This window comes from Streptomyces atriruber (genome assembly GCF_001418325.1).
GTDB lineage: Bacteria > Actinomycetota > Actinomycetes > Streptomycetales > Streptomycetaceae > Streptomyces > Streptomyces atriruber.
Genome location: NZ_LIPN01000216.1, coordinates 10,456 through 37,390 on the forward strand (window position 1 = coordinate 10,456; position 26,935 = coordinate 37,390).

17 protein-coding genes, 1 pseudogene and 2 riboswitches are annotated in these 26,935 nt (G+C 69.8%); of the genes and pseudogenes, 10 read left to right on the plus strand and 8 right to left on the minus strand.

The genetic code is table 11. The features are described from left to right. Positions 1-58: 58 nt before the first annotated feature. The 5 genes from AOK03_RS22370 to AOK03_RS22390 form a co-directional block, all read right to left on the minus strand. Complete coding sequence (locus AOK03_RS22370; RefSeq protein WP_055567118.1) at positions 59-1,813, minus strand: ABC transporter substrate-binding protein; 1,755 nt, start codon at positions 1,811-1,813, stop codon at positions 59-61. Between the two features lie 101 nt (positions 1,814-1,914). Then, positions 1,915-2,919, minus strand: a complete 1,005-nt coding sequence (locus tag AOK03_RS22375; protein ID WP_055567105.1) for an ABC transporter permease — start codon at positions 2,917-2,919, stop codon at positions 1,915-1,917. Between the two features lie 297 nt (positions 2,920-3,216). Then, on the minus strand, positions 3,217-4,029 hold the full coding sequence (locus tag AOK03_RS22380) for an enhanced serine sensitivity protein SseB C-terminal domain-containing protein (RefSeq protein WP_079074884.1): 813 nt from the start codon (positions 4,027-4,029) through the stop codon (positions 3,217-3,219). Positions 4,030-4,098: 69 nt separating this feature from the next. Beyond that, a complete protein-coding gene (locus tag AOK03_RS22385) occupies positions 4,099-4,881 on the minus strand; it encodes an enhanced serine sensitivity protein SseB (RefSeq protein ID WP_055567107.1) in 783 nt (260 codons plus the stop codon). Between the two features lie 44 nt (positions 4,882-4,925). Further along, complete coding sequence (locus tag AOK03_RS22390) at positions 4,926-5,636, minus strand: AAA family ATPase (protein ID WP_208609575.1); 711 nt, start codon at positions 5,634-5,636, stop codon at positions 4,926-4,928. A gap of 149 nt (positions 5,637-5,785) precedes the next feature. Next, positions 5,786-5,893, plus strand: a riboswitch (glycine riboswitch). Beyond that, positions 5,894-6,007, plus strand: a riboswitch (glycine riboswitch). It abuts the riboswitch before it with no gap. A gap of 35 nt (positions 6,008-6,042) precedes the next feature. Between AOK03_RS22390 and gcvT the strand changes: the two genes are divergently transcribed. The 4 genes from gcvT to AOK03_RS22410 all read left to right on the plus strand — a co-directional run bounded on the left by gcvT (position 6,043) and on the right by AOK03_RS22410 (position 10,444). Further along, positions 6,043-7,176, plus strand: a complete 1,134-nt coding sequence (gene gcvT / locus AOK03_RS22395; RefSeq protein WP_055567108.1) for a glycine cleavage system aminomethyltransferase GcvT — start codon at positions 6,043-6,045, stop codon at positions 7,174-7,176. A gap of 58 nt (positions 7,177-7,234) precedes the next feature. Then, on the plus strand, positions 7,235-7,612 hold the full coding sequence (gcvH, locus tag AOK03_RS22400) for a glycine cleavage system protein GcvH (RefSeq protein ID WP_055567109.1): 378 nt from the start codon (positions 7,235-7,237) through the stop codon (positions 7,610-7,612). Positions 7,613-7,635: 23 nt separating this feature from the next. Further along, positions 7,636-8,898, plus strand: coding sequence for a serine hydroxymethyltransferase (glyA, locus tag AOK03_RS22405; RefSeq protein ID WP_055567110.1), 1,263 nt, complete (start codon positions 7,636-7,638; stop codon positions 8,896-8,898). Positions 8,899-9,073: 175 nt separating this feature from the next. Then, on the plus strand, positions 9,074-10,444 hold the full coding sequence (locus AOK03_RS22410; protein ID WP_055567111.1) for an L-serine ammonia-lyase: 1,371 nt from the start codon (positions 9,074-9,076) through the stop codon (positions 10,442-10,444). On the opposite strand, the gene AOK03_RS22415 is transcribed toward AOK03_RS22410, so the two are convergent. Both AOK03_RS22415 and AOK03_RS22420 read right to left on the minus strand, forming a co-directional pair. After that, positions 10,431-11,444 carry a LacI family DNA-binding transcriptional regulator gene (locus AOK03_RS22415; RefSeq protein ID WP_055567112.1) on the minus strand — a complete coding sequence of 338 codons (1,014 nt, stop codon included), beginning with the start codon at positions 11,442-11,444 and terminating at the stop codon, positions 10,431-10,433. The genes AOK03_RS22410 and AOK03_RS22415 overlap by 14 nt on opposite strands. A gap of 92 nt (positions 11,445-11,536) precedes the next feature. Continuing rightward, on the minus strand, positions 11,537-15,823 hold the full coding sequence (locus AOK03_RS22420; RefSeq protein WP_055567113.1) for a discoidin domain-containing protein: 4,287 nt from the start codon (positions 15,821-15,823) through the stop codon (positions 11,537-11,539). 335 nt (positions 15,824-16,158) lie between these two features. Between AOK03_RS22420 and AOK03_RS22425 the strand changes: the two genes are divergently transcribed. The 6 genes and pseudogenes from AOK03_RS22425 (at position 16,159) to AOK03_RS22450 (ending at position 25,404) form a co-directional block, all read left to right on the plus strand. Continuing rightward, on the plus strand, positions 16,159-17,526 hold the full coding sequence (locus AOK03_RS22425; RefSeq protein ID WP_055567114.1) for an ABC transporter substrate-binding protein: 1,368 nt from the start codon (positions 16,159-16,161) through the stop codon (positions 17,524-17,526). After that, positions 17,526-18,479 carry a carbohydrate ABC transporter permease gene (locus AOK03_RS22430; RefSeq protein WP_079074885.1) on the plus strand — a complete coding sequence of 318 codons (954 nt, stop codon included), beginning with the start codon at positions 17,526-17,528 and terminating at the stop codon, positions 18,477-18,479. The genes AOK03_RS22425 and AOK03_RS22430 overlap by 1 nt, the downstream gene beginning before the upstream one ends. A gap of 3 nt (positions 18,480-18,482) precedes the next feature. Then, positions 18,483-19,364, plus strand: coding sequence for a carbohydrate ABC transporter permease (locus tag AOK03_RS22435; protein ID WP_107098066.1), 882 nt, complete (start codon positions 18,483-18,485; stop codon positions 19,362-19,364). Positions 19,365-19,408: 44 nt separating this feature from the next. Further along, the gene (locus AOK03_RS22440; RefSeq protein ID WP_055567115.1) at positions 19,409-20,971 is read left to right on the plus strand and encodes a glycoside hydrolase family 13 protein; all 1,563 of its coding nucleotides are present in this window, start codon (positions 19,409-19,411) and stop codon (positions 20,969-20,971) included. A gap of 835 nt (positions 20,972-21,806) precedes the next feature. Continuing rightward, a pseudogene (locus AOK03_RS22445) lies at positions 21,807-23,468 on the plus strand (glycosyl hydrolase); the annotation flags it as partial. 31 nt (positions 23,469-23,499) lie between these two features. Next, positions 23,500-25,404, plus strand: a complete 1,905-nt coding sequence (locus tag AOK03_RS22450) for a glycosyl hydrolase family 28-related protein (protein ID WP_079074886.1) — start codon at positions 23,500-23,502, stop codon at positions 25,402-25,404. Between the two features lie 57 nt (positions 25,405-25,461). Here the strand turns inward: AOK03_RS22450 and AOK03_RS22455 are convergent. After that, on the minus strand, positions 25,462-26,935 hold a 1,474-nt coding region (locus tag AOK03_RS22455; protein ID WP_055567116.1), incomplete at its 5' end, for an alpha/beta hydrolase.

The window sequence follows — 26,935 nt, forward strand, 5'->3', positions numbered from 1 at the left end:
CGGCGGTGGAACTACAACTACTGCTTCCCTGACGGGAAGTGTGTGACAGCTACGGGTGTTACTTGACGACGCCGAGCGAGGCGTAGTCGTAACGGCCGTTGTAGCCGTCGGACATGTAGGCGTTGGTCAGCCGCGACCCGCGCCAGGTGATGTTCTTCTCGTAGAGGAAGGGCATCCAGTCGGCCTGGTCGAGGATCCTCTTGTCGAGCTGCTTGTAGACATCGCCGGCCGCGGCCGGGTCGGTCTCCGCGATCGCCTTGTCGAAGAGCGCGTCGACCTTCTTGTCCTTGATCTGCGACTCGTTGTAGTTACCGGTCGGGTTCAGGAAGCGGCTGTCGAACAGCGGCTGCGCGTAGCCCTGGCCGGACGGGAAGTCCGGGCCCCAGCCGCTCATCGTCATGCCGTAGCCGCGCTTCTTCACGACGGACGGCGAGCCGGTGATGCTGGCGGTGTCGGCGCCGTCGAGGGAGTCGACCTGGACCTTGATGCCGACCTTGTCGAGCGCCTGCTGCAGCGACTCGGCGGCGTCGACCTCACCCGGCTGGTTGGTGCGGGCGGTGAGCTTGGTGGTGAAGCCGGTCGGCTTGCCGCACTGCTTCAGCTCGTCCTTGGCCTTGGCGACGTCCGGCTTGCCCTTGCGCTCCAGCACGCCGTACGGGTCGTACTTGCTGTAGCCGGGGATCGCCACGGGGAAGGTGCTGTTGGCGATGTCGCCGGCCGCGACCTTGCCGCCGCGGGTCTGCTGGATGCTCGCGAAGTCGGTCGCGTAGAACACGGCCTTGCGGCAGTGCACGTTGTCGAACGGCTTGGCGTTGTGGACGAGCGCGACGTAGCGCACGAAGGACGTGTGCATGTTGTCGACGTTGCCACGGTGGTCGGTGACGGCGCTGACGCGGCCGGACTGGGTCATGCCCGTGCCGTTGATGTCGAGGTCGAAGTCCCCCTCCATCAGCTTCTTGTCGTTCTCCTCCTGGTTGGCGGAGAACGTCACGTCGATCTTGTCGGGCAGCGCGGCGCGGATCGGGTCCGAGGACTTCTTCCACTTGTCGTTGCGGACCAGAACGAGCTTCTTGTTGGACTTGTACTCCTGGAACTTGTAAGGCCCCGCGGAGAACGGCCGCTGCGTGTACTTGGCCTTCGTGTCCTTGGCCTCCTTCACCGGCGAACCGGTGGGCATGGCCAGGAACTGCTCGAAGTCACCGTTGCGCTTCGGCAGCTTGAAGATGATCGTCTGGTCGTCGGGGGTCTCGATCGCGTCGAGGCCGCCCTTGTCCTTGTACGGGCCCTTGTACTTGCCCTTGGGGTCGAGCGTCTGGCGGATGTAGCCGGGACCACCGGTGATGGTGTCCGTCGCCCAGGCGCGCTCGATGCCGTACTTGATGTCCTTGGCGGTCAGCGCCGAGCCGTCCTCCCACGTAAGGCCGTCACGCAGCTTGTACGTGTAGGTCTTGCCGTCGTCGGAGATCTTCGCCGTGGAGGTCGCGAGGTCCGGGACCAGCTTCGTGCCCGCCTTGCCCGGCTTGGTGTCGTAGGTCACCAGCTGCCGGGTGTAGAAGCGCATGAAGTCCCACGTCATGCCGTAGTAGGCGCGCTGCGGGTCGGCGGAGTCCAGGTCCTGCTTGCCGACCATCTTCAGCGTGCCTCCCTTCTTCTTCGAAGGGTTGGCGATCTTGTTCAGCGCCGCGTTGTAACCGGCACCCTTCGAGTCGCTGTCGCCACCGTCACCGCCGCCGCACGCCGTGGTGGTCACCAGCGCCGCGACGACGAGGGCCGCACCGCTGGTGAGCCGTCGTTTCGTGGAACCTGTGGGCATTTTCTCGTAACCTCCGAGATCGCGGTCCCTGGCCTTGTGCTGCCGGAGAACCATGGTTAGAGCCACCTGACATGCGGCAGGGGCAAGCCAGTTGGGACCTTCTAGCGCGTCCCCTTCGGGTCGAGCGCATCACGCAGCCCGTCGCCGAAGAGGTTGAAGGCCAGGACGGTGATGAAGATCGTGACGCCCGGGAAGACCATGAACATCGGGTCGTGCTCATACGTCTTGAGCGCGTCGCGCAGCATGCCGCCCCACGAGGCCGTCGGCGGCTTGACGCCGGCGCCGAGGAAGCTCAGGGCCGCCTCCGTGAGGATGTTGGTCGGGATCATCAGCGTCGCGTAGACGGTGATGGGGGCGACCAGGTTGGGCAGCAGTTCGCGGAACAGGATGTGGCGCTTGCCGCCGCCGAGGCTGCGGGCCGCCTCCACGTACTCGCGCTCACGGAGCGAGAGCGTCTGGCCGCGGACGATGCGGCCGACGTACGGCCAGCCGAAGAAGCCGATGACCAGCACGAGGATGGCGACGCGCACGCTGGTGCCCTGGAGGCCGAGCAGATCGTCGGGGAGCACGGAGACCAGCGAGATGATGAAGAGCAGCTGCGGGAACGAGAGCAGCACGTCCATCACGCGGCTGATGACGGCGTCGATCCAACCGCCGAAGTAGCCCGCGATGATCCCGAAGAGGGTGCCGAGCGCCACGGCGACGATGGCCGCGAGGAACGCCACCAGGAGCGAGATGCGCGCTCCGTAGACGATCCGGCTGAAGATGTCGCGGCCCTTGTTGGGCTCGACCCCGAAGAGGAAGTCGCTGCTCACACCGCCGAGCGCGCCCTTGGGCAGGCCGGTCAGCTCGTCGACCTTGTCCTGGTGGAAGCCGTTGGGATCGTGGCCCAGCAGGTCCACGAGCAGGGGCGCGAAGATGGCGACCAGCACCAGGAGCAGCACGGTGATGCCGCCGGCCAGGGCGACCTTGTCCCGCTTGAGGCGGTTCCAGGCGATCTGCTTGAGGGACCGACCCTCGACCTTTTTCACCCCTGCATCAACTGCGGGGGCGACGTCCTCGGTCGGGTCCGCGTCCGCAGGTGTGTCATGCAATGGTGCCGTCATCGTGGCAGGGACCCCTCTCAACCGGTGGTGACCGGCCCGCACTTGCCGCTGTAGCGACGTGATCAGTCCGTCGTACGAAGGGGCGGAGGCCCCTGGAGCGGGAGTCTTCATCCACGTCGCGATCTGTTACCAGACTTGACGGGGAAAGGATGCGCAACCGTGATGCTGATCGAGGTGTTCCGTTATCCGGACGCGAGTGAACGAGGGGCGAACACGGGGCAGTTGGGTTGCAAGGCGTCACAGGAGCCCATAGGGCCCCACCCGCACCACAACGGACATCACGTCCGTCGGCGCTGCTCAGTACTGCGCGGGGTATCCGTACCCGCCCGCGGGCGCCGGGGCCGCCTGGGCCTCACGGTCGTAGAACGGCCTGGCATTGGCTCGTAGCCACATCGCGACCGGGTCGTAATCGTCCGACATCGCAACCGTCGAGACCGGCAGGCCCTCCGGGACGGCGGGGATGGACTGCTGCATCATCGTGCGCACGGCGTCGACCGACGGCGGCGAGGTGTCGTACACGTCGAGGCCGATGGCCAGATAAGGCGCACCGAGCGCCGGTTGCACCCAGGCGCGGCGCAGCGAGCGGACGACGGGCGTGCGGTGCGCGTTCTGCGTCAGCACGGCATAGAACTGGGGGATCTCGATGCTCGGCTCGGTGAGCCGGAGCGGCCCCGCGGGCAGCGCGTCGAGGCCCGTGGCGATGCGGCGCAGATCCAGCCATGGGATGCCGACGCCGCCGCCCGGCGCGTGCGGGTTGAGCCAGAGGCCGTAGTGGTCGGGGTACAGGGTGCGGGCGATGCCGGTGCCGCCCACCACCTCGTAGCTGCGGTTCCAGCCACTGGCGGACAGCTCCTGGGCGGAGGTCACACACGGTGCGTAGCCGAGGCCCTCGACCTCCATGTTCCCGTACTGGGCGTCGGGGGATCCGGCCTGGCCGTGCCAGAGCAGCATCCACACCTGCTCGGTGGCGAGCGCGCGCAGCAGTGCCTCGTACGCGTCGTAACGCCCCGGGGTGACCTGGCGCAGCAACTGCTCGACCTGTCCCCGAGCTCTCGAATCCGCTCGACCAGGGGAGGCCCCATCGCCCGCGGCCGTGCCCGACGCACTCACCCTTAACCGCCCCTTCGCGACGAACTCGGTGACCCCATGGAATCTGGAATACAGAGGAATGCAACCAGCTTAAGCGGCGATCCGGTGGTAGAAAGGCCGCACCTTCGCACGCAGCCAGTCCCCCACGGGGTCCTGCGCCACGTCGAGCAGCACCAGGTTCACCGGCCACGGGACCGGTGCCTGGCCCAGGGCACGGCCCAGCGCCTCCATGGGGAGGTCGCGCGCGTTGCCGTCCCAGGTGGACAGCTCGACGCCGACGAAGAGCGTCGGATCGTCCGTCTCCACGTTCGCCAGGCAGCGGCGCGCCGTGAGCACGACCCCCGCGGCCTCGAACTCCCGCGCCGCGGTGGCCAGGAAGTCCACCGGGTCCTCCTGCCAGTCCGGCTCGAACAGTCGCACCCGGCCACCGGTGCTCGGGCCGTCCAGTTCGGTGCGCCCGGTCCGGCAGAGCTCGGCGACGGCGGGCGGCGGCAGCGGGACGCCGACGGTGCCGTCCGGGTTCAGCGCGATGCCCAGCTGCGGGGGCAGGCCGCGGGCGAACTCGACGGCAGGCGCCACGGTGCAGCCCATCCGGTCGGCCGCATCGCCCAGCGCCTGGCGGAACTGCTGCTCGGAGGTGAAGACGGGGACGTACGCCTGGCCCTCGATCTCCAGGGTCGGCAGGTCCAGGGTGCCGCTGTCGGGGCCGCCGCCGCTCGGCAGCGGTATCCAGAGGTGGCTGCGGCCGAGCACCTCGACGATGCGGCCGCCCGCCGATGCGGGGGCGCCGAGCGAGGCCGCGAGGACCTCCTCCAGTTCGTTGCCCGGCCATCCACCGTACGGATGGGCATGTGCCTGCGCCGGAAAGTCCATCTGTCCAACCCCTGCTCGCGACCGCTCTGCCTGCGGCTCGAACCCTAACGCCGGTCGGCTCGGCGGTCGAAGGCGATCACCCTGAGCACCCGCGCGGCGGCCCGGTCGAGCAGCACGGCCGAGCGGCAGCCGAACGGCAGGTCGCCGCGCTCGGCGGCGGCGACCAGCCGGCCGACCGTTCTGCGGTGGCGGGCGAACGCGTACCGGGAGACGCCTCGGCCGCGCTCGTGCTGGCCCTGCAGCGCCGTGTCCACCGGGACGTCCAGCATCAGCAGGTGCAGGGCCGTGCCGCGCCGGGCGGCCTCGCGGGCGAGCCAGCGGCGCACCCAGGCCTGGGTGCCGCAGTCGTGCACGACGACGCTCGCCCCGGAGCGGAGCGTGCGGTGCAGCGAGGCGTAGTGCGCGAGGCGGACCAGGGGGCGGTAGACCGCGTACGGCAGCAGGCGGGGCATGCGGCCCGCCCAGCGGTCGCGGGTGTCCTGCGAGTCGATGCGCGGGCCCGTGACGGCCTGCCGCATCAGGGTCGATTTTCCGCCGCCGGGCAGCCCGGAGACGACGACCAGGTCGCCCTCGCCGAACGTGAGGCGGTGCGGGCTGTGGCCGGCCCGCTGCCGCAGGTCGCGGACGACGGCGACGGGGTGCCGGCCGCAGCTCTCCGCGGCCGGGGCAGGGGCAGAGGCCTGCTTGGGCAGCGCCACCCCCGTGGAAGTGGCATAGAGACTGGTCCTGCTGCGCACCGTGATCGGCCTCCCCATAGCGGTCACGTACTGCTTCCCCAGCAAGTGTAAAGAGAAGGTAATGCGACACAAGAGCACTCGGGGGTGACGGAACCCGCTGCCGGGCACGGGTCCCCCTGAACAGAGTCGCGTGCAATGATGTGCGCGCCAACTCCATACAGGCCGTTTGAATCCGCGCGGGAGAGTCTCCGGAGCCAGCTTGCGCTGTGCGCCCGGGGCGCCGAAGGAGCAAGTCCCTCCCTTGAATCTCTCAGGCCCCGTACCGCGCGGGCGAGGCACATCTGAAAAGCGGGCCGCTCCGGCGGTCCCACCCAAGGTGCAAGCCGGGCGTTCCGCGCAGCGGGACACTCTCGGCGAACCTCTCAGGTTCCGATGACAGATGGGGAGGATCGACCTCGCCCGTCATGCCCTGGGAGTTCCCTTCATGAGCACTGCCCCCCGTCTGACCGCCCTCGATGCCGTGCATCGCGCGCTCGGCGCGACCATGACCGACTTCGCGGGCTGGGACATGCCGCTGCGGTACGCCAGTGAGCGCGACGAGCACAACGCCGTGCGCACCAAGGCCGGTCTCTTCGACCTGTCGCACATGGGCGAGATCACCGTCAGCGGCCCCGAGGCCGTCGACTTCCTGAACTTCGCGCTGGTCGGCAACATCGGCTCCATCGGCGTCGGCCGCGCCCGCTACACGATGATCGTCGCCGAGGACGGCGGCATCCTGGACGACCTGATCGTCTACCGGCTCGGCGCGCCCGAGGCCCCGGAGTACATGGTCGTCGCCAACGCCTCCAACGCCCAGAACGTGCTGAACGAGCTGAGCAACCGCGCCGAGGAGTTCGACGTCGAGGTCCGCGACGACCGCGAGGCGTACGCGCTGCTCGCCGTCCAGGGTCCCGAGTCCCCCGGCATCCTGAAGTCGCTCACGGACGCGGACCTGGACGGCCTGAAGTACTACGCGGGCCTGCCCGGCACCGTCGCGGGCGTCTCCGCCCTCATCGCCCGCACGGGCTACACCGGTGAGGACGGTTTCGAGCTCTTCGTCTCCCCCGCCGACGCGGAGAAGCTGTGGGGCGCGCTGATGGAGGCGGGCACGCCCGTCGGCATGGTCCCGGCCGGTCTCTCCTGCCGCGACACGCTGCGCCTGGAGGCGGGCATGCCGCTGTACGGGCACGAGCTGACCGCCGGGCTGACGCCGTTCGACGCGGGTCTCGGCCGGGTCGTGAAGTTCGAGAAGACCAGCCAGTCGGACACCTTCCTGGGCCGCGCCGCGCTGGCCGCCGCCGCGGAGCGCGCCGAGACCGCCCCGCCGCGCAAGCTGGTCGGCCTGATCGCCGAGGGCCGCCGCGTCCCGCGCGCCGGTTTCCAGGTGGTCGCGGACGGCAAGGTGATCGGCGAGGTCACCTCCGGCGCCCCGTCCCCGACGCTGGGCAAGCCGATCGCGATCGCGTACGTCGACGCGGAGCACGCCGCTCCCGGTACGGAGGGCGTGGGCGTGGACATCCGCGGCACCCACGAGCCCTACGAGGTCGTGGCGCTGCCGTTCTACAAGCGCCAGAAGTGACCCCCCGCACATCTTTCTCGTTCCGCAGCACCCACCCGCGTACAGGAGAATTCAGGTCATGAGCAACCCCCAGCAGCTGCGTTACAGCAAGGAGCACGAGTGGCTCTCGGCCACCGAGGACGGCGTGGCGACGGTCGGCATCACCGAGCACGCGGCCAACGCGCTCGGCGACGTCGTCTTCGCCCAGCTCCCCGAGGTCGGTGACACGGTGACCGCGGGCGAGTCCTGCGGCGAGCTGGAGTCGACCAAGTCGGTCAGCGACCTCTACGCCCCGGTGACCGGCGAGATCGTCGCCGCCAACCAGGACGTCGTCGACGACCCCTCGCTGGTCAACTCCGCCCCGTTCGAGGGCGGTTGGCTGTTCAAGGTGCGCATCGACGGCGAGCCGGACGACCTGCTCTCCGCCGATGAGTACACCGCCTTCACCGCCGGCTGACCCATACCGATAGGGATCGTGTGATGTCGCTTCTGAACACCCCCCTCCACGAGCTGGACCCGGACGTCGCCGCCGCCGTCGACGCCGAGCTCCACCGCCAGCAGTCCACCCTCGAAATGATCGCCTCGGAGAACTTCGCTCCGGTCGCCGTCATGGAGGCCCAGGGCACCGTCCTCACCAACAAGTACGCCGAGGGCTACCCCGGCCGCCGCTACTACGGCGGCTGCGAGCACGTGGACGTGACCGAGCAGATCGCCATCGACCGGGTCAAGGACCTGTTCGGCGCCGAGTACGCCAACGTCCAGCCGCACTCGGGCGCCTCCGCCAACCAGGCCGCCCTCTTCGCGATCGCCCAGCCCGGCGACACGATCCTCGGCCTCGACCTGGCGCACGGCGGCCACCTCACCCACGGCATGCGCCTGAACTTCTCCGGCAAGCAGTTCAACGTGGTCGCCTACCACGTGGACGAGGCCGGTCTGGTCGACATGGCCGAGGTCGAGCGCCTCGCCAAGGAGAACAACCCGAAGGTGATCATCGCGGGCTGGTCGGCCTACCCGCGCCACCTGGACTTCGCCGAGTTCCGCCGGATCGCCGACGAGGTCGGCGCGTACCTGTGGGTCGACATGGCGCACTTCGCCGGGCTCGTCGCCGCCGGTCTGCACCCCAACCCGGTGCCGTTCGCGGACGTGGTCACCTCCACCACGCACAAGACGCTCGGCGGCCCGCGCGGCGGCATCATCCTGGCCCGCAGCAAGGAATTCGCGAAGAAGCTGAACTCGGCGGTCTTCCCCGGCTTCCAGGGCGGCCCGCTGGAGCACGTGATCGCGGCCAAGGCCGTCTCCTTCAAGGTCGCCGCGTCGGACGACTTCAAGGAGCGCCAGCAGCGCACCCTGGACGGCGCCCGCATCCTGGCCGAGCGCCTGGTGCAGGACGACGCGAAGGCCGTCGGCGTCGACGTCCTGTCCGGCGGCACCGAGGTGCACCTGGTCCTGGTGGACCTGCGCAACTCGGAGCTGGACGGCCAGCAGGCCGAGGACCGCCTCCACGAGGTCGGCATCACGGTCAACCGCAACGCCGTCCCGAACGACCCGCGCCCCCCGATGGTCACCTCGGGCCTGCGGATCGGTACGCCCGCGCTCGCCACCCGCGGCTTCCAGGAGGAGGACTTCCGCGAGGTCGCCGACATCATCGCCGAGGCCCTCAAGCCGGGCTTCGACGCGGCGTCCCTGAAGACCCGCGTGACCGCTCTGGCCGACAAGCACCCCCTGTACCCCGGCCTGAAGTAGTTTCGTACCCTCTGTTTGTACGCTTTTGTTCGTACGTACGAAACATCGGGGCACCCCGCACACTGGAGAGTGAGCAGGGTGCCCCGCACCACGTCCCGCCCAGATCCCGCACCGCCTTGTACCTCTGCATCACCCCGGCAGACAACGGCGTCTACCAACCACCATTGGAGTTCCCGTGGCCATCTCGGTCTTCGACCTGTTCTCGATCGGCATCGGCCCGTCCAGCTCCCACACGGTCGGTCCGATGCGCGCCGCCCGCATGTTCGCGAGCCGCCTGAAGAACGAGGGCCTGATGGCCCACACCGCCGCGATACGGGCGGAGCTCTACGGCTCGCTCGGTGCGACCGGCCACGGCCACGGCACCCCGAAGGCCGTCCTGCTCGGTCTTGAGGGCGAGTCGCCCCGCACGGTGAACGTGGAGAGCGCCGACGACCGCGTCGAGGAGATCAAGAGCGGCGGCCGCATCAACCTCCTGGGCATGCACGAGATCGCCTTCGATTTCGACGAGGACCTGATCCTGCACCGCCGCAAGGCCCTGCCGTACCACGCCAACGGAATGACGATCTTCGCGTACGACCGCGAGGGCGCCCTGGTCCTGGAGAAGACGTACTACTCCGTGGGCGGCGGCTTCGTGGTGGACGAGGACGCCGTGGCGGGCGAGAACCCGATCGTGCCGGACGACACCGTCCTCAGGCACCCCTTCCGCACCGGCGACGAGCTGCTCCGCCTCACCGAGGAGACCGGCCTGTCCATCTCCGCGCTGATGCTGGAGAACGAGAAGGCGTGGCGCACCGAGGACGAGATCCGTGCGGGTCTGCTCGACATCTGGGGCGTCATGCAGTCCTGCGTCTCCCGGGGCATGTCCCGCGAGGGCATCCTGCCGGGCGGCCTGAAGGTGCGCCGCCGCGCCGCGAACTCGGCGCGGCAGCTGCGCGCCGAGGGCGACCCGCAGGCCCGCGCCATGGAGTGGATCACGCTCTACGCGATGGCCGTGAACGAGGAGAACGCCGCGGGCGGCCGGGTCGTGACCGCCCCCACCAACGGCGCGGCGGGCATCATCCCCGCCGTCCTGCACTACTACATGAACTTCGTGCCCGGAGCCGACGAGGAGGGCGTGGTCCGCTTCCTGCTCGCGGCGGGCGCCATCGGCATGCTCTTCAAGGAGAACGCCTCGATCTCCGGCGCCGAGGTCGGCTGCCAGGGCGAGGTCGGCTCCGCCTGCTCGATGGCGGCGGGCGCGCTCGCCGAGGTCCTGGGCGGCTCCCCCGAGCAGGTCGAGAACGCCGCCGAGATCGGCATGGAGCACAATCTCGGCCTGACCTGTGACCCGGTCGGCGGACTCGTTCAGATCCCGTGCATCGAGCGCAACGGCATGGCGGCGGTCAAGGCCGTCACCGCCGCGAAGATGGCGATGCGGGGCGACGGCTCGCACAAGGTCTCCCTCGACAAGGTCATCAAGACCATGAAGGAGACCGGGGCCGACATGAGCGTCAAGTACAAGGAGACCGCGCGAGGCGGCCTCGCGGTCAACATCATCGAGTGCTGAGCAGCTGAGCCGTCGAGCCGCGGACGACGAGTTCCGGCTCGAAGAGGAGCTCGCCGGGGTGGGTCTGGGTGCCCCGGATCTGGGCGCACAGCAGGTCGACCGCCGCGCGGCCCATCGCCTCGATGGGCTGGCGCACGGTCGACAGGGGCGGCTCGGTGCAGGTCATGAAGGCCGAGTCGTCGTAGCCGACGACGGAGACGTCGGCGGGGACGGAGAGGCCCTTGCGGCGGGCCGCCCTGACGGCGCCGAGGGCGAGCGGGTCGCTGCCGCAGACGATGCCGGTGACGCCGCGCTCCATGAGGCGGGTGGCGGCCGCCTGGCCGCCCTCCAGCGAGAAGATCGACCGCTCGACGAACTCGTCGGCCAGCTCCGTGCCCGCGGCCCGTGCCAGGTCCCTTGCGGCCGCCAGCTTGCGGCGCGAGGGCATGTGGTCGGCGGGGCCGAGCACCAGGCCGATCCGCTCGTGGCCGAGCGAGGCGAGGTGGCGCCATGCCTGCTCGACGGCGACGGTGTCGTCGCACGCCACGCAGGGGAAGTCGAGGCCCTCGATCGACGCGTTGATCAGGACGACCGGGATGTTCCGCTCGGCGAGCCGCCGGTAGTGGTCGTGCGGCGCGTCGGCCTCCGCGAAGAGGCCGCCCGCGAAGACGACACCGGAGACGTGCTGCTGGAGCAGGAGGTCCACGTAGTCGGCCTCGGAGACGCCGCCCCTGGTCTGGGTGCAGAGCACCGGCGTGAGCCCCTGCTGGGCGAGGGCGCCCCCGATGACCTCGGCGAACGCGGGGAAGATCGGGTTCTGCAGCTCCGGCAGCACCAGGCCGACGAGCCGGGCGCGCTCGCCGCGCAGCTGGGTCGGCCGTTCGTACCCGAGCACGTCCAGGGCCGTCAGCACGGACTGTCGGGTCGCGGCGGAGACGCCGGGCTTGTCGTTGAGGACACGGCTGACCGTCGCCTCGCTGACCCCCACCTTCTTCGCAACTTGAGCAAGTCGTCGCGTCATGGGCGCAAGAATAGCGCAAGGCCTGCAAGCCAGTTACGTAAACGGCCGCCCGGAATCCGGACGGCCGGGTACGTGTGGATCTCCTTCGCGGGTCAGGGCTGCATGATGAGCTTGAACGTGGACGTGTCGTTCTTGATGTCCTGCCCGTTGCCGCTCAACTTGGGCCGTACGAAGGTCGCTTCACCGACCGCGGGGCCCTGGCCCGCCTCCGGCATCTCGTTGACGTAGATGCCGATGGGCGCGCCGCTGATGGACACGTCCGTGAAGACGGTGTCCTTCACCGGGAATTCGGGGGTGCTCCCCGTGTACTTGGTCTGGAACATCACCCCGTGGAACGTCGGGTCGACGATGTCGACGTCGTTCACCCGGATCCCCTGGAAGACCTTCGACGCGGAGAACGCCCAGACGGCCGGGAAGTCCTGGCCCTTCCAGAAGGTGCCGCCGGCCCGTTCGACCGTGATGTTCTCGAAGGTCGTCGGATCCTTCCCGAAACCGTTCATCGGATAGCCGAAGTCCAGGGAGCTGATGGTGATCCCGGAGTAGACGAGGGTGTCGGCGATCCTGCTGTTGCGGAAGGTGTTGTTGTAGCCGCCGTAGACGGCGAAGCCCGCCGCGCGCCAGGTCAGGAGCGAGGTCAGGTTCTCGTAGACGTTGTCCTTCATGTCCGCGCCGCCCGCGTCGATGGCCGAGAAGAGGGCGAAGCTGTCGTCCCCCGTGGCCCGCGCCTCGTTGTTGGCGACCCGGTTGTCCGTACTGCCGTTGGTCATGTTGATGCCGTCGGCGAACATGTTGCGGATCCGCGAGTTCTTGATGGTCATGCGGTCCGTGTTGGCGCCCCAGTAGAGGCACACCATGTGCTCGTTCCAGATGTCGTCGATGGTGATGTCGGAGACGTTCTGGAAGTCGAAGACCTTGCCGGGCCCGTCGATGCGGGACGTGTAGTTGCCGAAGTAGGCGAAGCCCGAGAAGGACGAGCCCTTGGCGCTCGCCTCGGCACGGAATCCGACGTCCGTGTTCTCCTGGGTCCTCGGTGCGTGGAACCGGGTGAACCAGGGCCCGGCGCCGACGACCTGGACGGCCTTCCCGTAGACCTGGAACTTGTTGCTCGTCTCGTAGTCGCCGGGCGGCAGATAGACGCCCGTCAGCTTGCCGCTGGTGTCCATGCGGACCTTGTCCAGGGCGTTCTGAACGTCCTGGTGGGTGAATCCGGCGGGCACGGTGTAGGCGGCCGGGTCGGGATTGGCCTTCGCCGCCACCTGCTCCAGGTCGACGAAGTCGATGGCGTAGCGGGAGGTGTTGGCGTTGTCCTTCTGCAGCTTGATCCGGCTGCCCGCCTTGACCGTCCCGTCGAGCATGACGTGCGCCTCGTCGTAGATGTGCCGGGCCGGACCCGCTCCCGGCGAGTTGCCGGGCGAGGCCTCGTCCCCGTACAGCCAGGCGTACTTGGAGGTGAGGTCGATGGACTTGCGGAAGACGCCGTCGACGTAGACGTTCAGGGTCGCCCGGGTGCCCCCGCCGCCCGGTGCGTCCGGGATGGAGAAGCGGGTGACCAGGGTGTTGGTGTCCTGCTCGGCGGTGAACTCCACGGACTCGCCCGTCGAGTTCAGGGTGACGGCCTTGCGGCCGGACGCCTCGCCCGCCAGGTCGCCGACGGTGCGGTTGGGGCCGACGGTCTTCGCGCCGCCCGCGAGGACGCCGTCCTCCGCCTCGTAGGTGTCGTAGGGCATGTCGGCGCCGCGGCCGACGAACAGCGAGTGGGTGCTGGTGTTGTTCTCGCGCTTGACCGGCAGTTCGTTGGCGTCGTCGGCGATGATCGTCTTGACCGAGAAGCGGCCGTCACCGGCGGTCCAGGTGCCGAGCTCGACCGGCGCCGTGGTGTCCCCCGCGCCGATCACCCCGCTGTGCTCGCCGGTCAGTGTCTTCACCGTGGTGCCCTTGTCGTCCTGGAGGAAGAGCTTGATGCCGTGCGCTCCGGACGCGGACGCCTGGGTTCCCTGGTTCTTGACGGCGACGCTGAAGGTGACCTCCTTGCCCTTGGAGGGCGCGGACGGCGTCCAGCTCACCGGTGACGCCACCAGGTCGGAGGAGTCGACCGGCTCGACCACCAGCGGACTGGGGCCGGTGTAGGTGTTGTTGCCCTCGTCCTGCTCGATCACCTCGTTCTTGGTGTCCACCTCCGCGCCGAAGGGGTACGAGCCCGCGTCGCGCGCGCCGGTCCTGGCGTTCACCGTCGTCGACTCGCCCGCGCCGAGCGCGCCCACGGAGGCAGTGCCCGCCTTCTCGCCGCCGAGGCGGAAGGTGGTGTCGGTGGCCGTGGAGGCCTCGGTGCCGCGGTTGCGCACGGTCGCGGTCAGGGTGAGCTCGTCGGTCTCGGTCGGCTTCTCCGGCGCGTACGACAGCTTGGTGATCTCCAGGTCGGGGTTGGCCGCCGGAGCGCCCATCACCTGGAACTCGGCCACCTGCCCGGCCGTGGCGCCGCTGTTCGCGGTGAACCGCAGGCGCACGTCGGCGACCTTGGCCGACACCGGGACGGTGACGGTGTTCTGGTTGCCGGACGGGCTGAAGGAGTACTCCTTCTCCGCCACCAGCGAGGCGAAGTCGGTCGCCTTCTGCTCGCGGCCGAGGACCTGGATCCGCTGGGTGCGCGCCCCCCATCCGGCGTCCGGATCGAGCTTGACGACGACCGCGTCGACGTCGGCTTCGGCGCCGAGCTTCACGGTCAGGGTGTTGGGGTAGCTGCCCGCGGCGCCCTCCCAGTAGGTGGACGTCTGCCCGTCGTTGGCGTTCTCGGCGACGAAGGTGTGGATCACCGAGGAGGCGGAGATCGGCTTGCCCTCGGCCAGGTTCTTGTTGCCGCCGCCGGGCCGGGTCACGGTGTTGCTGTGCGCCGAGACGTTGCCCGCCGCGTCGCGGGCCCGCACCGTGTAGGAGACCGTGACGTTCGCGGGACGGGTGTCGGTGTACGTCGTCACGTCACCGGCCACGGACTTCAGGAGCTTGCCGTCCGCGTACACGTCGTACGCCGTGACCTTCACGTTGTCGTCCGACGCGCCCCACGTCAGCCTGATCTCACCGCTGGAGGGCCGGCCGAGGGTGAGGTTCGTGGGTGCGGTGGGCGCCTGCGTGTCGCCCGAATCCCCCTTGCGGGTGACGGAGTTGCTGTTCGACGAAGCGTTGCCCGCGGCGTCCCGGGCCCGTACGTAGTAGGTGACGGTGGCGCTCGTGGGCCGCGTGTCGGTGTACGTGCGCACGTCACCGGCGACGCTGGTGAGCAGTTCCCCGTTGGCGTAGACGTCGTACGCGGTCACGCCCTTGTCGTCGTCGGAGGCGTCCCAGGCGAGCTTGACCCGGCCCGGCTCCGGTTCGGTGAGGGCGAGGTTCTTCGGCGCGGTGGGCGCCTGCGTGTCGCCGCCCGCCGGGCCGTAGATCTCCAGCTCGGACAGCTGGCCCGCGGGCTGCGCGGTGTTGGCGGTGATCAGGACGCGGACGTGGCGCGTGGTGACGGTGTCGAGGGCGAGGGTCGCGGAGTGCCCGGAGGCCGCGGTGAAGGCGTACTCCTTCGACGCGGTCAGGTCGGTGAAGTCAGAGCCGTCCGCGCTGCCCTGGATCTTGAGGGTCTGGCTGCGGTCGCCCCAGCCGCCGGGCAGGCGCAGCACCACTTCGTCGATGCGCACCGAGGAGCCCAGGTCGGCCTGGATCCACTGCGGCAGCCTGCCGTTCTCGCTCTCCCAGTAGCTGGCGCGGTTGCCGTCGTTGGCGTTCGCCGCGGTGTACGTCTGGGTGTGACCGGACGCCTTGAGGTTCTTGCCGAGTGCCAGGTTCACGGAGGCGTCGGCGGCGCCGTGCACCTGCAGTCCGGCGAGCTGGGCGGCGGGCCAGCCGGTGTTGGCGGTGATGTGCACCCGTACGAAACGGGTCTGCGCGGACGGGAAGCGGATCGTCACCGTGTTGCCCGAGCCGGGCTCGAAGGAGCGGGCCTCGGACGCGGCGAGGGTGGTGAAGCCGCTGCCGTCGGGGCTGCCCTGCACGGACAGGGTCTGCTTGCGGGCCTCCCAGGCGGGCGGCAGTTCGAGGACCACCTCGTCGACACGCGTGGCGCGGCCGAGGTCGACCTGCACCCACTGCGGCAGGTCGGACGACGAACTCTCCCAGTACGTCCCCGCGTTGCCGTCGGTGATCTTGGCGGCGCCGTACTCCGCCTTGGCGCTGCTCGCCTCGGCGGGCTTGCCCGCGGCCAGGTCGGGGCCGCCCGCCGCCGCGGCAGGCAGGGCGGGCAGGCCCAGGAGGAGCAGCGTCGCGGCGAGGGCGGCGGCGAAGGGCCGCCACCACCTGTGGGGTCTTCGGGCTCCGCCCGGTGCGGCGGCTCTGATGGATCTCATGGCTAGTGCGACTCCCTCACTCTCGTCGGCACGCAGGTTCTCGCGTGAAGAAGTTGGAGAATTGCAGAGAACTGTCGAACTGACTACAGCGGGCGCGAAAGTTGTGACGGCCCGCCCGGCCGGGTTCCGCGCCCTTCCGGCCACCGCAAGCGGCTCATTCGACGGCTTCGTGGACGTTCAAGCCCCTGCGCGTCGCCGCGCCTCGGCATGCAATCCAGTTTTTGCAATCTTCGTACGAGTTATTGCGCACCTGGTTGCGACGGTGGTTATGTATGCGCCGCACCACGCGGCACCCAGAGCACGGACGTACAGCACGACCCGGAGGGGGTCTCCCGATGTCATCCACGAGCAGCCGAACACTCTCGCTCGCCACCGCGACCGTTCTTGCGCTGGTCGCGCTGACCGCATGCGGCACCAGCAGCGACGGTGCCGAATCGGATTCCGGCGGCACGGTGAAGCTCGACGTCAACGGGCAGCCGCCCAAGACCCAGGCCTTCGAGCGCAAGCTCTACGACAAGCACGTGCTGCAGTTCGAGAAGGCCAACCCGGACATCGACATCGTGCCCCACGAGGGCTTCATGGACCCGAAGACCTTCAACGCGAAGCTCGCCGGCGGGAAGCTCGAAGACGTCTTCTACGTCTACTTCACCGACACCCGGTCCCTGATCGAGAAGAAGCAGGCCGCGGACATCACGGACGCCGTCAAGGACATGCCGCACCGCGGCGACCTCCAGGCGCCGCTGATGAAGATCTTCCAGGACGAGAAGGGGCGGCAGTACGGCCTGCCGACGTCGAACTACTCGATGGGCCTGGTCTACAACCGCGCCCTGTTCAAGAAGGCCGGACTCGACCCCGACCGGGCACCGAAGACCTGGGCGGAGGTCCGCGCGGCCGCCAAGAAGATCGCCGCGCTCGGCGACAACACGGTGGGCTACGCCGACTTCTCCAAGAACAACCAGGGCGGCTGGCACTACACCGCGGAGCTCTACTCCCGCGGCGGCCGGATCGCGACGGAGAGCGACGGCAAGTGGAAGGCCGCGTTCAACACGCCCGAGGGCAAGGCCACCTTCCAGGACCTCTACGACATGCGCTGGAAGGACGACTCGATGGGCAGCAAGCAGCTGCTCCAGGTCGAGGACGTCCAGCGGATGATGGGCTCGGGCAAGCTCGGCATGTACGTGTCGGCCGCCGACAACATCACCGTCATCGCCAAGCAGTTCGGCGGGAAGTACGCGGACTACGCGCTCGCCCCGGTGCCGGACGCGAAGGCCACGCTGCTCGGCGGCGAGGGCTACATGATGAATCCCAAGGCGTCCCCGGAGAAGATCAAGGCCGGCGTCAAGTGGATCCAGTGGCGCTACCTCAACCCCGAGCTCATCGAGAAGAACGTCGCCGACTACGCCGACGCCAAGCTCCCCGTGGGCATCCCGATGCCCACCGTCCCCGACGTCTTCGAGGGCTCGGTCCGCGACGGGATCGAGAAGGTCAAGAAGGACAACGCCAACCTGCCGACCGGCAACTACCAGGCGTTCATGGACTCCGCCCCGAAGGTGCCCGGCGTGATCGAACCGCCCAGGGCCCAGGAGGTCTACGCGGTGCTCGACTCGGCGATGCAGTCCGTCCTCACCAAGAAGGACGCCGACATCGACGCCCTCCTCGACGACGCCGAGAACAAGGTCAACGCGATCTACAGCGCCTCCTGATGAGCATGTCGCTGAAGACCGCGCCCCGGCAGGGGGCCGCCACGGCCCCGCTGTCCCCACCACCCCGCAAGCCACGGGCGGCCCGCCGCCGCCTGCTGCGCGAGAACCTGACGGCGTACGGATTCCTGAGCGCGGCCGTGGTGATCTTCGCGCTGTTCTCGTGGTGGCCGATCATCCGCAACGTGCTCCTCGGCTTCCAGCGGGTCAACTTCGCCACCGGCAACACCTGGGCCGGCACCGCCAACTTCGAGAAGCTGTTCAACGACCCGCTGTTCCTCACCGCCTGGCAGAACACCGGCCTGTTCACCCTCTACGCGCTCGTCCTCGGCTTCGCGGTGCCGTTCCTGACCGCGGTGCTCCTGAACGAGTTCCGGCACGCGCGGGCCTACTTCCGGGTCCTCGTCTATCTGCCGGTCATGCTGCCGCCGGTGGTGGTGGCGCTGATGTGGAAGTGGTTCTACGACCCGGGCCCCGGGCTGTTCAACGAGATCCTCCGCACGCTGCACCTGCCGACCTCGGCCTGGCTGGACTCCTCGTCCACCTCGCTGATCTCCCTGGTCATCGTCTCGACCTGGGCCAACATGGGCACCACGACCCTGATCTATCTGGCCGCGCTCCAGACGATCCCCGGCGAGCTGTACGAGGCGGCGGAGCTGGACGGCGCCAACGTGTGGCAGCGGCTGCGCCATGTCACCGTCCCGCAGACCCGGTTCGTGCTGCTCGTCCTGCTGCTGCTCCAGATCGTCGCGACGATGCAGGTGTTCACCGAGCCGTACGTGATGACCGGCGGCGGCCCGGAGGACTCCACGGTCACCGTGATGTTCCTGGTCTACCGGTACGCCTTCGTCTACAACGACTTCGGCACCGCCAGCGCACTGAGCCTGCTGCTCCTGATCGCCCTGGGTCTCTTCTCCGCCCTCTATCTGCGGGTCACCCGCGCCGCCAAGGAGTGACCGATGTCCGCCTCCATGCGCACACTCGTCCGCCCCGCCGTCCTGAGGACGCGCAAGGGACGACTCGTCTACTGGTCGGTCCTCATCCTCTCGCTCGTCCTGTTCACGGTGGCCTTCGTCGTGCCCCTGTACTGGGCCGCGACCGGCGCCATGAAGTCGTCCACGGAGCTGGCACAGAACCCGCCCACGTACGTCCCGGAGAGCTGGCACCCCGAGAACTACACGAAGGCGTGGCGGGAGATGGACCTCTCCCGCTACTTCCTGAACACGGTCGTTCTGGCCGGCGGGGCCTGGCTGGTGCAGCTCGCGGTGCAGATCCCGGCCGCCTACGCGCTCTCGAAGCTGCGCCCGCGGTTCGGGAACCTGGTGCTCGGCCTGATGCTCGTGACGCTGATGATGCCCGCCACCGCGCTCCTCGTGCCGGTCTACCTCACGGTCGTCGACGTCCCCCTGTTCGACCGGAACCTGATCAACAGCCCCAGCGCGGTCTGGCTGCCCGCCGCCGCCAACGCGTTCAACATCTACATCCTGAAGAACTTCTTCGACCGGATCCCCGACGAGCTCCTCGACGCGGCGAAGGTGGACGGCGCCGGGCCGCTGACGACCATGTGGCGCGTGGTGCTTCCGCTGGCCCGGCCGATCATCGCCGTGGTCTCCATCCTCTCCGTCGTCACGGCCTGGAAGGACTTCCTCTGGCCGCTGCTCGTGCTGCCCGACCCGGCACGGCAACCGCTGAGCGTGTTCCTCCAGCGGGTGGCCCAGGACACCCCGCTCAACAGCCTGGTGGCCGGACTCGTGATGGCCTCGCTGCCCCTGGTCGCCCTGTTCCTCGTCTTCCAGCGCCACATCATCGCCGGGCTCAGCGCCGGCAGCCTCAAGGGCTGAGCTCTCCGGAGCACGTCTTCGGAGCACGTACGAAAGGACTCCCCTTGCCCAGCACGGAGTGGTGGCGCAGCGCTGCCATCTATCAGGTGTACGTCCGCTCCTTCGCGGACGGGAACGGCGACGGCACCGGTGACCTGGCGGGTGTCCGGGCCCGCCTGCCCTATCTGGCGGACCTGGGCGTGGACGCCCTGTGGTTCACCCCGTGGTACCTGTCGCCGCTCGCCGACGGCGGCTACGACGTCGCCGACTACCGCACCATCGACCCGGCGTTCGGCAGCCTCGGCGAGGCCGAGAAGCTGATCGCCGAGGCCCGGGAGCTGGGCCTGCGCTGCATCGTGGACGTCGTGCCGAACCACGTGTCCGACCAGCACGAATGGTTCAAGGCGGCGCTGGCGGCGGGGCCCGGCTCACCGGAGCGGGAGCTGTTCCACTTCCGGCCCCCCTCGCCCGAGCCGCCCAACGACTGGGTGGGCGAGTTCGGCGGGGTGCCGTGGTCCCGCACGGAGGACGGCGAGTGGTACCTCCACCTCTTCGCACCCGAGCAGCCCGACCTCAACTGGAGCCACCCGAAGGTCCGTCAGGAGCACGAGGACGTGCTGCGCTTCTGGTTCGAGCGCGGCGCCGCGGGGGTGCGCATCGACTCGGCGGCGCTGCTCGCCAAGGCCGAGGGGCTGCCCTCGATGGACCAGGACCGCCCGCACCCCTTCCACGACCGGCCGGAACTGCACGACATCTACCGCTCCTGGCGGCGGATCGCCGACGAGTACGGCGCGGCACTGATCGGCGAGATCTGGCTGCCGGACGCGGAGCGCTTCGCCCGCTACCTGCGCCCGGACGAGCTGCACACCGCCTTCAACTTCGACTTCCTGTCCCGGCCCTGGGACCCGGCGCAGCTGTGGGAGTCGATCGACCTGACGCTGGCCACGCACGCCCCGGTCGGCGCGCCCGCCACCTGGGTCCTCGCCAACCACGACGTGACCCGCACGGTCACCCGCTACGGCCGGGCCGACGACACCGGCTTCGCCTTCGAGCGCAAGCGGTTCGGCGTCCCCACCGACCTGGCCCGCGGCACCCGCAGGGCGCGGGCCGCGGCCCTGCTCACACTGGCACTGCCCGGCTCGCTCTACCTCTACCAGGGGGAGGAGCTCGGGCTGCCGGAGGCGGAGATCCCCCGGGACCGCATCCAGGACCCGATGCACGCGCGGTCGGGCGGCCTCGACCCGGGCAGGGACGGCTGCCGGGTGCCGCTGCCCTGGGACGGCGCCCCGGAGCGGAGCTGGCTGCCGGTGCCGCGGGACTGGTCCGGGTACGCGGCCGAGGTCCAGGCGCACGAGCCGGACTCGATGCTCTCCCTGTACCGCACGGCGCTGCGGCTGCGGTGCGCCTTCGCCGAGGCGGGGCCGCTGCGCCGGCTGCGCGCCGACGAGCCGCACGTGCTGTCCTTCGCGCGCACCTCCGAGCGGGACGGCACCACCTTGATCTGTCTGGTCAACTTCGGACCCGACGACGCGGCGCTGCCCGCGGACACCGAACTCCTGCTGGCCAGCGGTCCCTTGTCCCCGCGGGGGCGGTTGCCGCAGGACACCGCGGTCTGGCTGCGGGCCTGAGCGCCCGCGGCCGGACCGCGCACACCCCCCACAGCGCCACATCCCCACTCCCCCCACCGAAGGGAATGTCATGAGCACCACAAGACGGAGCGGCGGCCGGAGCCGGGCCCTGCGCCCGGCCCTGGCCGCCACGCTCGGCGCCGGACTGCTGATCTCCAGCTGGCAGGTGGCACACGCCGAACAGGCCCCGGAAGACCGCCCGCTCGCGGCCCGCACGAGCAGCGGCGACGGCTGGGTCACCGCGGACCTGGGCGCGACCCGGCGCCTGGACCGGGTCGAGGTGCGCCTGCCGGGCAAGGCACGGTCCGTACGCCTGGAGGGCTCCGCCAACGGAAAGGACTTCAGCGAGCTGTCCGGCCTCAAGGCCCGCAAGGGCAAGGTCACCTTCGCCCTGCACGGCGCCGCCGTCCGCCACCTGCGCGTCACCGGCGCCGGGAAGGCGGACGGCCTCGCGGCGTACCCGGCGCGCTCCGGCGACTCCGCACCGCCCGAGACCCCCACCGGCACCACGCTCAAGGGCACGACGCTCAGCTGGCAGCGGACCGTGGGCGCCACCGCGTACGACGTGTACGCCGACGGCGAGCTGCGCGCCGCGCTGCCCGCCAAGACCCTGCACTGGAAGGACACCACCGCCCCCGGACCGGCCGCCGAGAAGATCACCTACTCGGTGCGGGCCAGGGACGCGGCCGGCAACCAGTCCCCCGACGGCCGCGCCGTCACCCGTACCCTCGCCGCCGGACCCGAGGCGCACGGCAAGGCGGCGTTCACCCCGCCCCGAAGCGGCGCGGCGCTCGCGCGGCGCACGGACGAACCGGCGAAGCAGGCGTCCGCGGAGCGCGGCGCCGACATGCCGTACACCACCGTCGAGGCCGAGTCCGCGACCACGGGCGGCGGCGCGCAGGTGACCGCGCCCGACCGGAAGATCGGTGATGTCTCCGGGGAGGCGTCCGGCCGCAAGGCCGTGACGCTGCACGAGACCGGCCAGTACGTGGAGTTCACGGCCCCGGTCGCGACGAACACCCTGGTCACCCGGTTCTCGGTGCCGGACGGCACGGACACCACCCTCAACGTCTACGTGGACGGTGAGAAGACCGAGGCGTTCGACCTGACCTCCAAGTACGCCTGGCTGTACGGGTCCGAGGCGTCACCGGGCAACGACCCGGGCGCGGGCCCGCCCCGGCACATCTACGACGAGGCGCGGCTCGACCTGGGCACCACGGTCCCTGCCGGGGCCAAGATCAGGCTGCAGAAGGACGGCGACAACTCCTCGAAGTACGCGATCGACTTCGTCGACTTCGAGAAGGCCACCGCCGCGGCCAACCCGGACCCGGCCGCGTACGTGGAGCCGTCCGGCACCGGTCACCAGGCCGTCCAGGACGCCCTCGACAAGGCGCGGATGGACACCACCGGCAAGATCCAGGGCGTCTACCTGCCGCCGGGCGACTACGAGACCAGCAGCAAGTTCCAGGTCTACGGCAAGCCCGTCGAGGTGCTCGGCGCCGGTCCGTGGTTCACGCGCTTCCACGCTCCGAAGGGCCAGGAGAACACCGACATCGGCATCCGGGCCGACCAGGGCGCGAACGGCTCCGTCTTCTCCGGCTTCGCCTACTTCGGCAACTACACCTCGCGCATCGACGGCCCGGGGAAGGTCTTCGACTTCCAGAACGTCTCGGGCATCACCGTCGAGAACATCTGGGCCGAGCACATGGTCTGTCTCTACTGGGGCGCCGACACGGACGAGATGACGCTCAAGGACAACCGCATCCGCAACACCTTCGCCGACGGCATCAACATGACCAACGGCTCCGCCGACAACCTGGTCGCGAACACCGAGACGCGGGCCACCGGCGACGACTCGTTCGCGCTGTTCTCCGCGACCGACGCGGGCGGCGGCGACCAGACGGGCAACGTCTACGAGCACCTCACCAGCAAGCTGACGTGGCGGGCTGCGGGTCTCGCGGTCTACGGCGGCCAGCGCAACACCTTCCGCGACATCCGCATCGCCGACACCCTCGTGTACGCCGGTGTCACCATCTCCTCGCTCGACTTCGGCTATCCGATGAACGGCTTCGGGCCCGACCCGACGGCGTTCTCGGGCCTGACCATCGAGCGGGCGGGCGGCCACTTCTGGAACGGGCAGACCTTCCCCGGCATCTGGATGTTCTCCGCGTCGAAGCCGTTCCGGGCGGTCCGCGTGGACGACGTGAGCATCACCGACCCGACGTACCACGGCGTCATGTTCCAGACGAACTACGTGGGCGGGCAGGCGCAGAACCCGGTGCAGGACACTGTCCTGTCGAACGTCACGATCTCCGGCGCCAAGAAGTCCGGTGACGAGTACGACGACAGGTCCGGCTTCGGGATCTGGGCCAACGAGATGCCCGAGCAGGGGCAGGGCCCGGCGGTCGGCGAGGCCACCTTCAAGGGGCTGACGCTGAAGGACAACGCCGAGGACGTCCGCAACACCACGTCCACGTTCAAGATCAATGCCGAGTGAGCCGAGTGCCCCGGAGGACGCCATGAGAAGCATGCGAAACACACCGCGCGGCAGGCGCCTGATCGCGGCCGCGCTCGGCCTCGGCCTCGCGACGGCCGGACTCGCGCCCGCCACGGCCAGCGGCGCCGACGGCGCCCCGGCGCCGGGGCCGGGGAAGGCCGTCGCGGCGGCGGAGCGCGGCGCGGACGTGCCGTACACCGAGTACGAGGCGGAGGACGGAACGTACAAGGGCACGCTCCTGGAAGCCGAGCCCACCCGCCCCTTCGGCCACACCAACTTCGCCACGGAGTCCTCGGGCCGCACGTCGGTGCGGCTCGACTCGACGGGCGATCACACCGAGTTCACCTCGAAGAACGCCACCAACTCGATCGTCGTGCGCAACTCCATACCGGACGCCCCGGGAGGCGGTGGCCAGGAGAAGACGCTCAGCCTGTACGCCGACGGAACGTTCGTGCAGAAGGTGACGCTGTCCTCGAAGCACAGCTGGCTGTACGGCACCACCGACGACCCGGAGGGTCTGACCAACCGGCCGGGCGGCGACGCGCGGCGGCTCTTCGACGAGTCGCACGCCCTCCTGAAGGACTCCTATCCCGAGGGCACCACGTTCCGGCTGCAGCGGGACGCCGATGACGACGCCGCGTTCTACGTCGTCGACCTGGTCGACCTGGAGCAGGTCGCGCCGCCCGCCGCGAAACCGGACGAGTGCACCGCCATCACCGAGTACGGCGCGAAGCCGGACGACGGCGCGGACGACACGAAGGCCATCCAGGCGGCCGTGACCGCCGACCAGAAGGGCGAGATCGAGTGCGTGTGGATCCCGGCGGGCCGGTGGCGCCAGGAGCAGAAGATCCTCACCGTCGACCCGAAGTACCCGGGCAGCCCGTACAACCAGGTGGGCATCCGTGACGTCACGATCCGCGGCGCGGGCATGTGGCACTCCCAGCTGTACACGCTGACCCCGCCCCAGGACGCGGGCGGCATCAACCATCCGCACGAGGGCAACTTCGGCTTCGACATCGACGACAACACGCAGATCTCCGACGTCGCCATCTTCGGTTCGGGCACGATCCGCGGCGGGGACGGCGGCCAGGAGGGCGGGGTCGGCCTCAACGGCCGCTTCGGCGAGAACACCAGGATCAAGAACGTCTGGATCGAGCACGCCAACGTCGCCGCCTGGGTCGGCCGCGACTACGGCAACATCCCCGACCTGTGGAATCCGGGCGACGGCCTGGAGTTCAGCGGCATGCGCATCCGCAACACCTATGCGGACGGCGTGAACTTCTCCAACGGCACCCGCAACTCCACCGTGTCGAACTCCTCGTTCCGCAACACCGGGGACGACTCCCTGGCCGTATGGGCCAACAAGTACGTGAAGGACCCGGCACAGGACATCGGCCACGACAACTCCTTCACGGGCAACACGGTCCAACTCCCCTGGCGCGCCAACGGCATCGCGGTCTACGGCGGTTACGGCAACAAGATCGAGAACAACCTGATCTCCGACACGATGAACTACCCCGGCATCATGCTCGCCACCGATCACGACCCGCTGCCCTTCTCCGGGCAGACGCTGATCGCCGACAACGGTCTGTACCGCACGGGCGGCGCGTTCTGGGGCGAGCAGCAGGAGTTCGGCGCGATCACCCTCTTCGCGCAGGGCCAGAACATCCCGGGCGTCACCATCCGGGACACCGACATCCACGACTCGACGTACGACGGCATCCAGTTCAAGTCGGGCGGCGGCGCCACACCGGACGTGAAGATCGACAACGTCAGGATCTCCGAGTCCAACAACGGCGCGGGCATCCGCGCCCATGGCGGCGCCCGCGGCAACGCGGCACTCTGCGATGTGACGATCACGGACTCGGCCGACGGCGACGTGCTCGTCGAGCCCGGCTCCCAGTTCGCGGTGAAGGAGGGCTGCGCGGCCAAGTAGCCCGTCCGGAGCTCCGCCGGGCCCCGTGGGTCGCGGCGGTGCTCCGGGCAGACCGCGTCAGCAGGTCGTGTCGGGGCGGACCCGCCTCAGGTCGACGAGGTAGGCGTCCACCGTGTCCTCGACGCAGGCGTTGCTGCGGCCGTAGGCGGTGTGGCCGCGGCCGTCGTAGGTCAGGAGCATGCCGCCGGGGAGCTGGTCGGCCAGGCTCTGCGCCTCCCGGTACGGGGTGGCGGGATCGCCGGTGGTGCCGACGACCAGGACCGGGGGCACGCCGTCGGCCTCGACGCGGTGCGGGCGGGCGGTGCCCGCGGGCCAGTTCTTGCAGGGGAGTTCGTCGACGACGCTCGACGTGCCGTAGACACCCGCTCTCTTCTCGGCGGCGCCGAGCGCCTTCCAGTAGGGGCCCGCGGTGCGCGGATGCGGTACGTCCAGGCAGCTGACGGCGACGATGGCCTCGTCGTCGTTCTCCGCGGAGCGGGCGCCGCGTGCGGCCCGGCGGCCCGCGCCCGCGGTGGCCGGGCCGTCGGACTCCGCAAGCTCCGCGATCTCCGTCCCGTCACCCTCCCGCGCCGCGGCCAGCGCCCGCGACAGGTCCTTCCAGTCGTCCTCCGGGCTGTACATCGCGGCCGTCACGACGTCCAGGAGCGTCCTGGAGTCCACCTCGTACAAGTCCTCGTCCGTGACCGGCAGCGGCTCGCGAGCCGTCTGTTCGTACAGGTCGTCGAGCAGCCGGGACGTCTCCTCCGGCGTCGCGCCGGGACAGCTGTCGCCCGCCACGTCCGCGCAGTGCCCGGCGTAGTCGTCGACTGCCTCGCGGAACCCCGCCCCCTGACTCAGCGCGCGCTGCCGCCAGTCCAGGGACGGGTCGACCCCGCCGTCCAGGACGAGGGCGCGGACGCGGTCCGGGAACTGTTCGGCGTACGACGTCCCGAGGCTCGTGCCGTACGACCAACCCAGGTACGTCAGCTTCCGGTCGCCGAGGGCCGCCCGCAGGACGTCCATGTCACGGGCCGCGTCCTCGGTACCGACGTGGGGCAGGACGGCGCGGCTGCTGCGCACGCACGCGGCCGTCTCCGCGTCGGCCTCCGCCAGGGCGCGGGCGCGTTCCGGACCGGTGCGAGGGGTGATCGGCCCGGGTCCCGCGGCCTGCCCCTCTTCCTGGTCGTCGTCCTGCTCCGCGCACTTGACCGCGGGACTGCTGCCCCCGACGCCCCTCGGGTCGAAGGAGACGATGTCGAAGCGGGCGCGCACCGCGTCGCCGAAGACATCGCTGCCGTCCGCCTTCATGTCGCTCACACCGGAGGCGCCCGGACCGCCGGGGTTGTAGACGAGCGACCCGACGCGCCGGTCCGGATCGTCGGCCACCGCTTTGATCACCGGCAGGACGAACGTCTTGCCGTCGTCCGGGTGCGCGTAGTCCCGCGGAACGGTCAGGCGGGCGCAACGGAGCTCGCCGCACGCCTTCCAGGCGAGCTTCTGCCCGTAGAACCGCGCCGGCTCGGGCCGCCGATTCCCGGCCGCTTCCCCACCC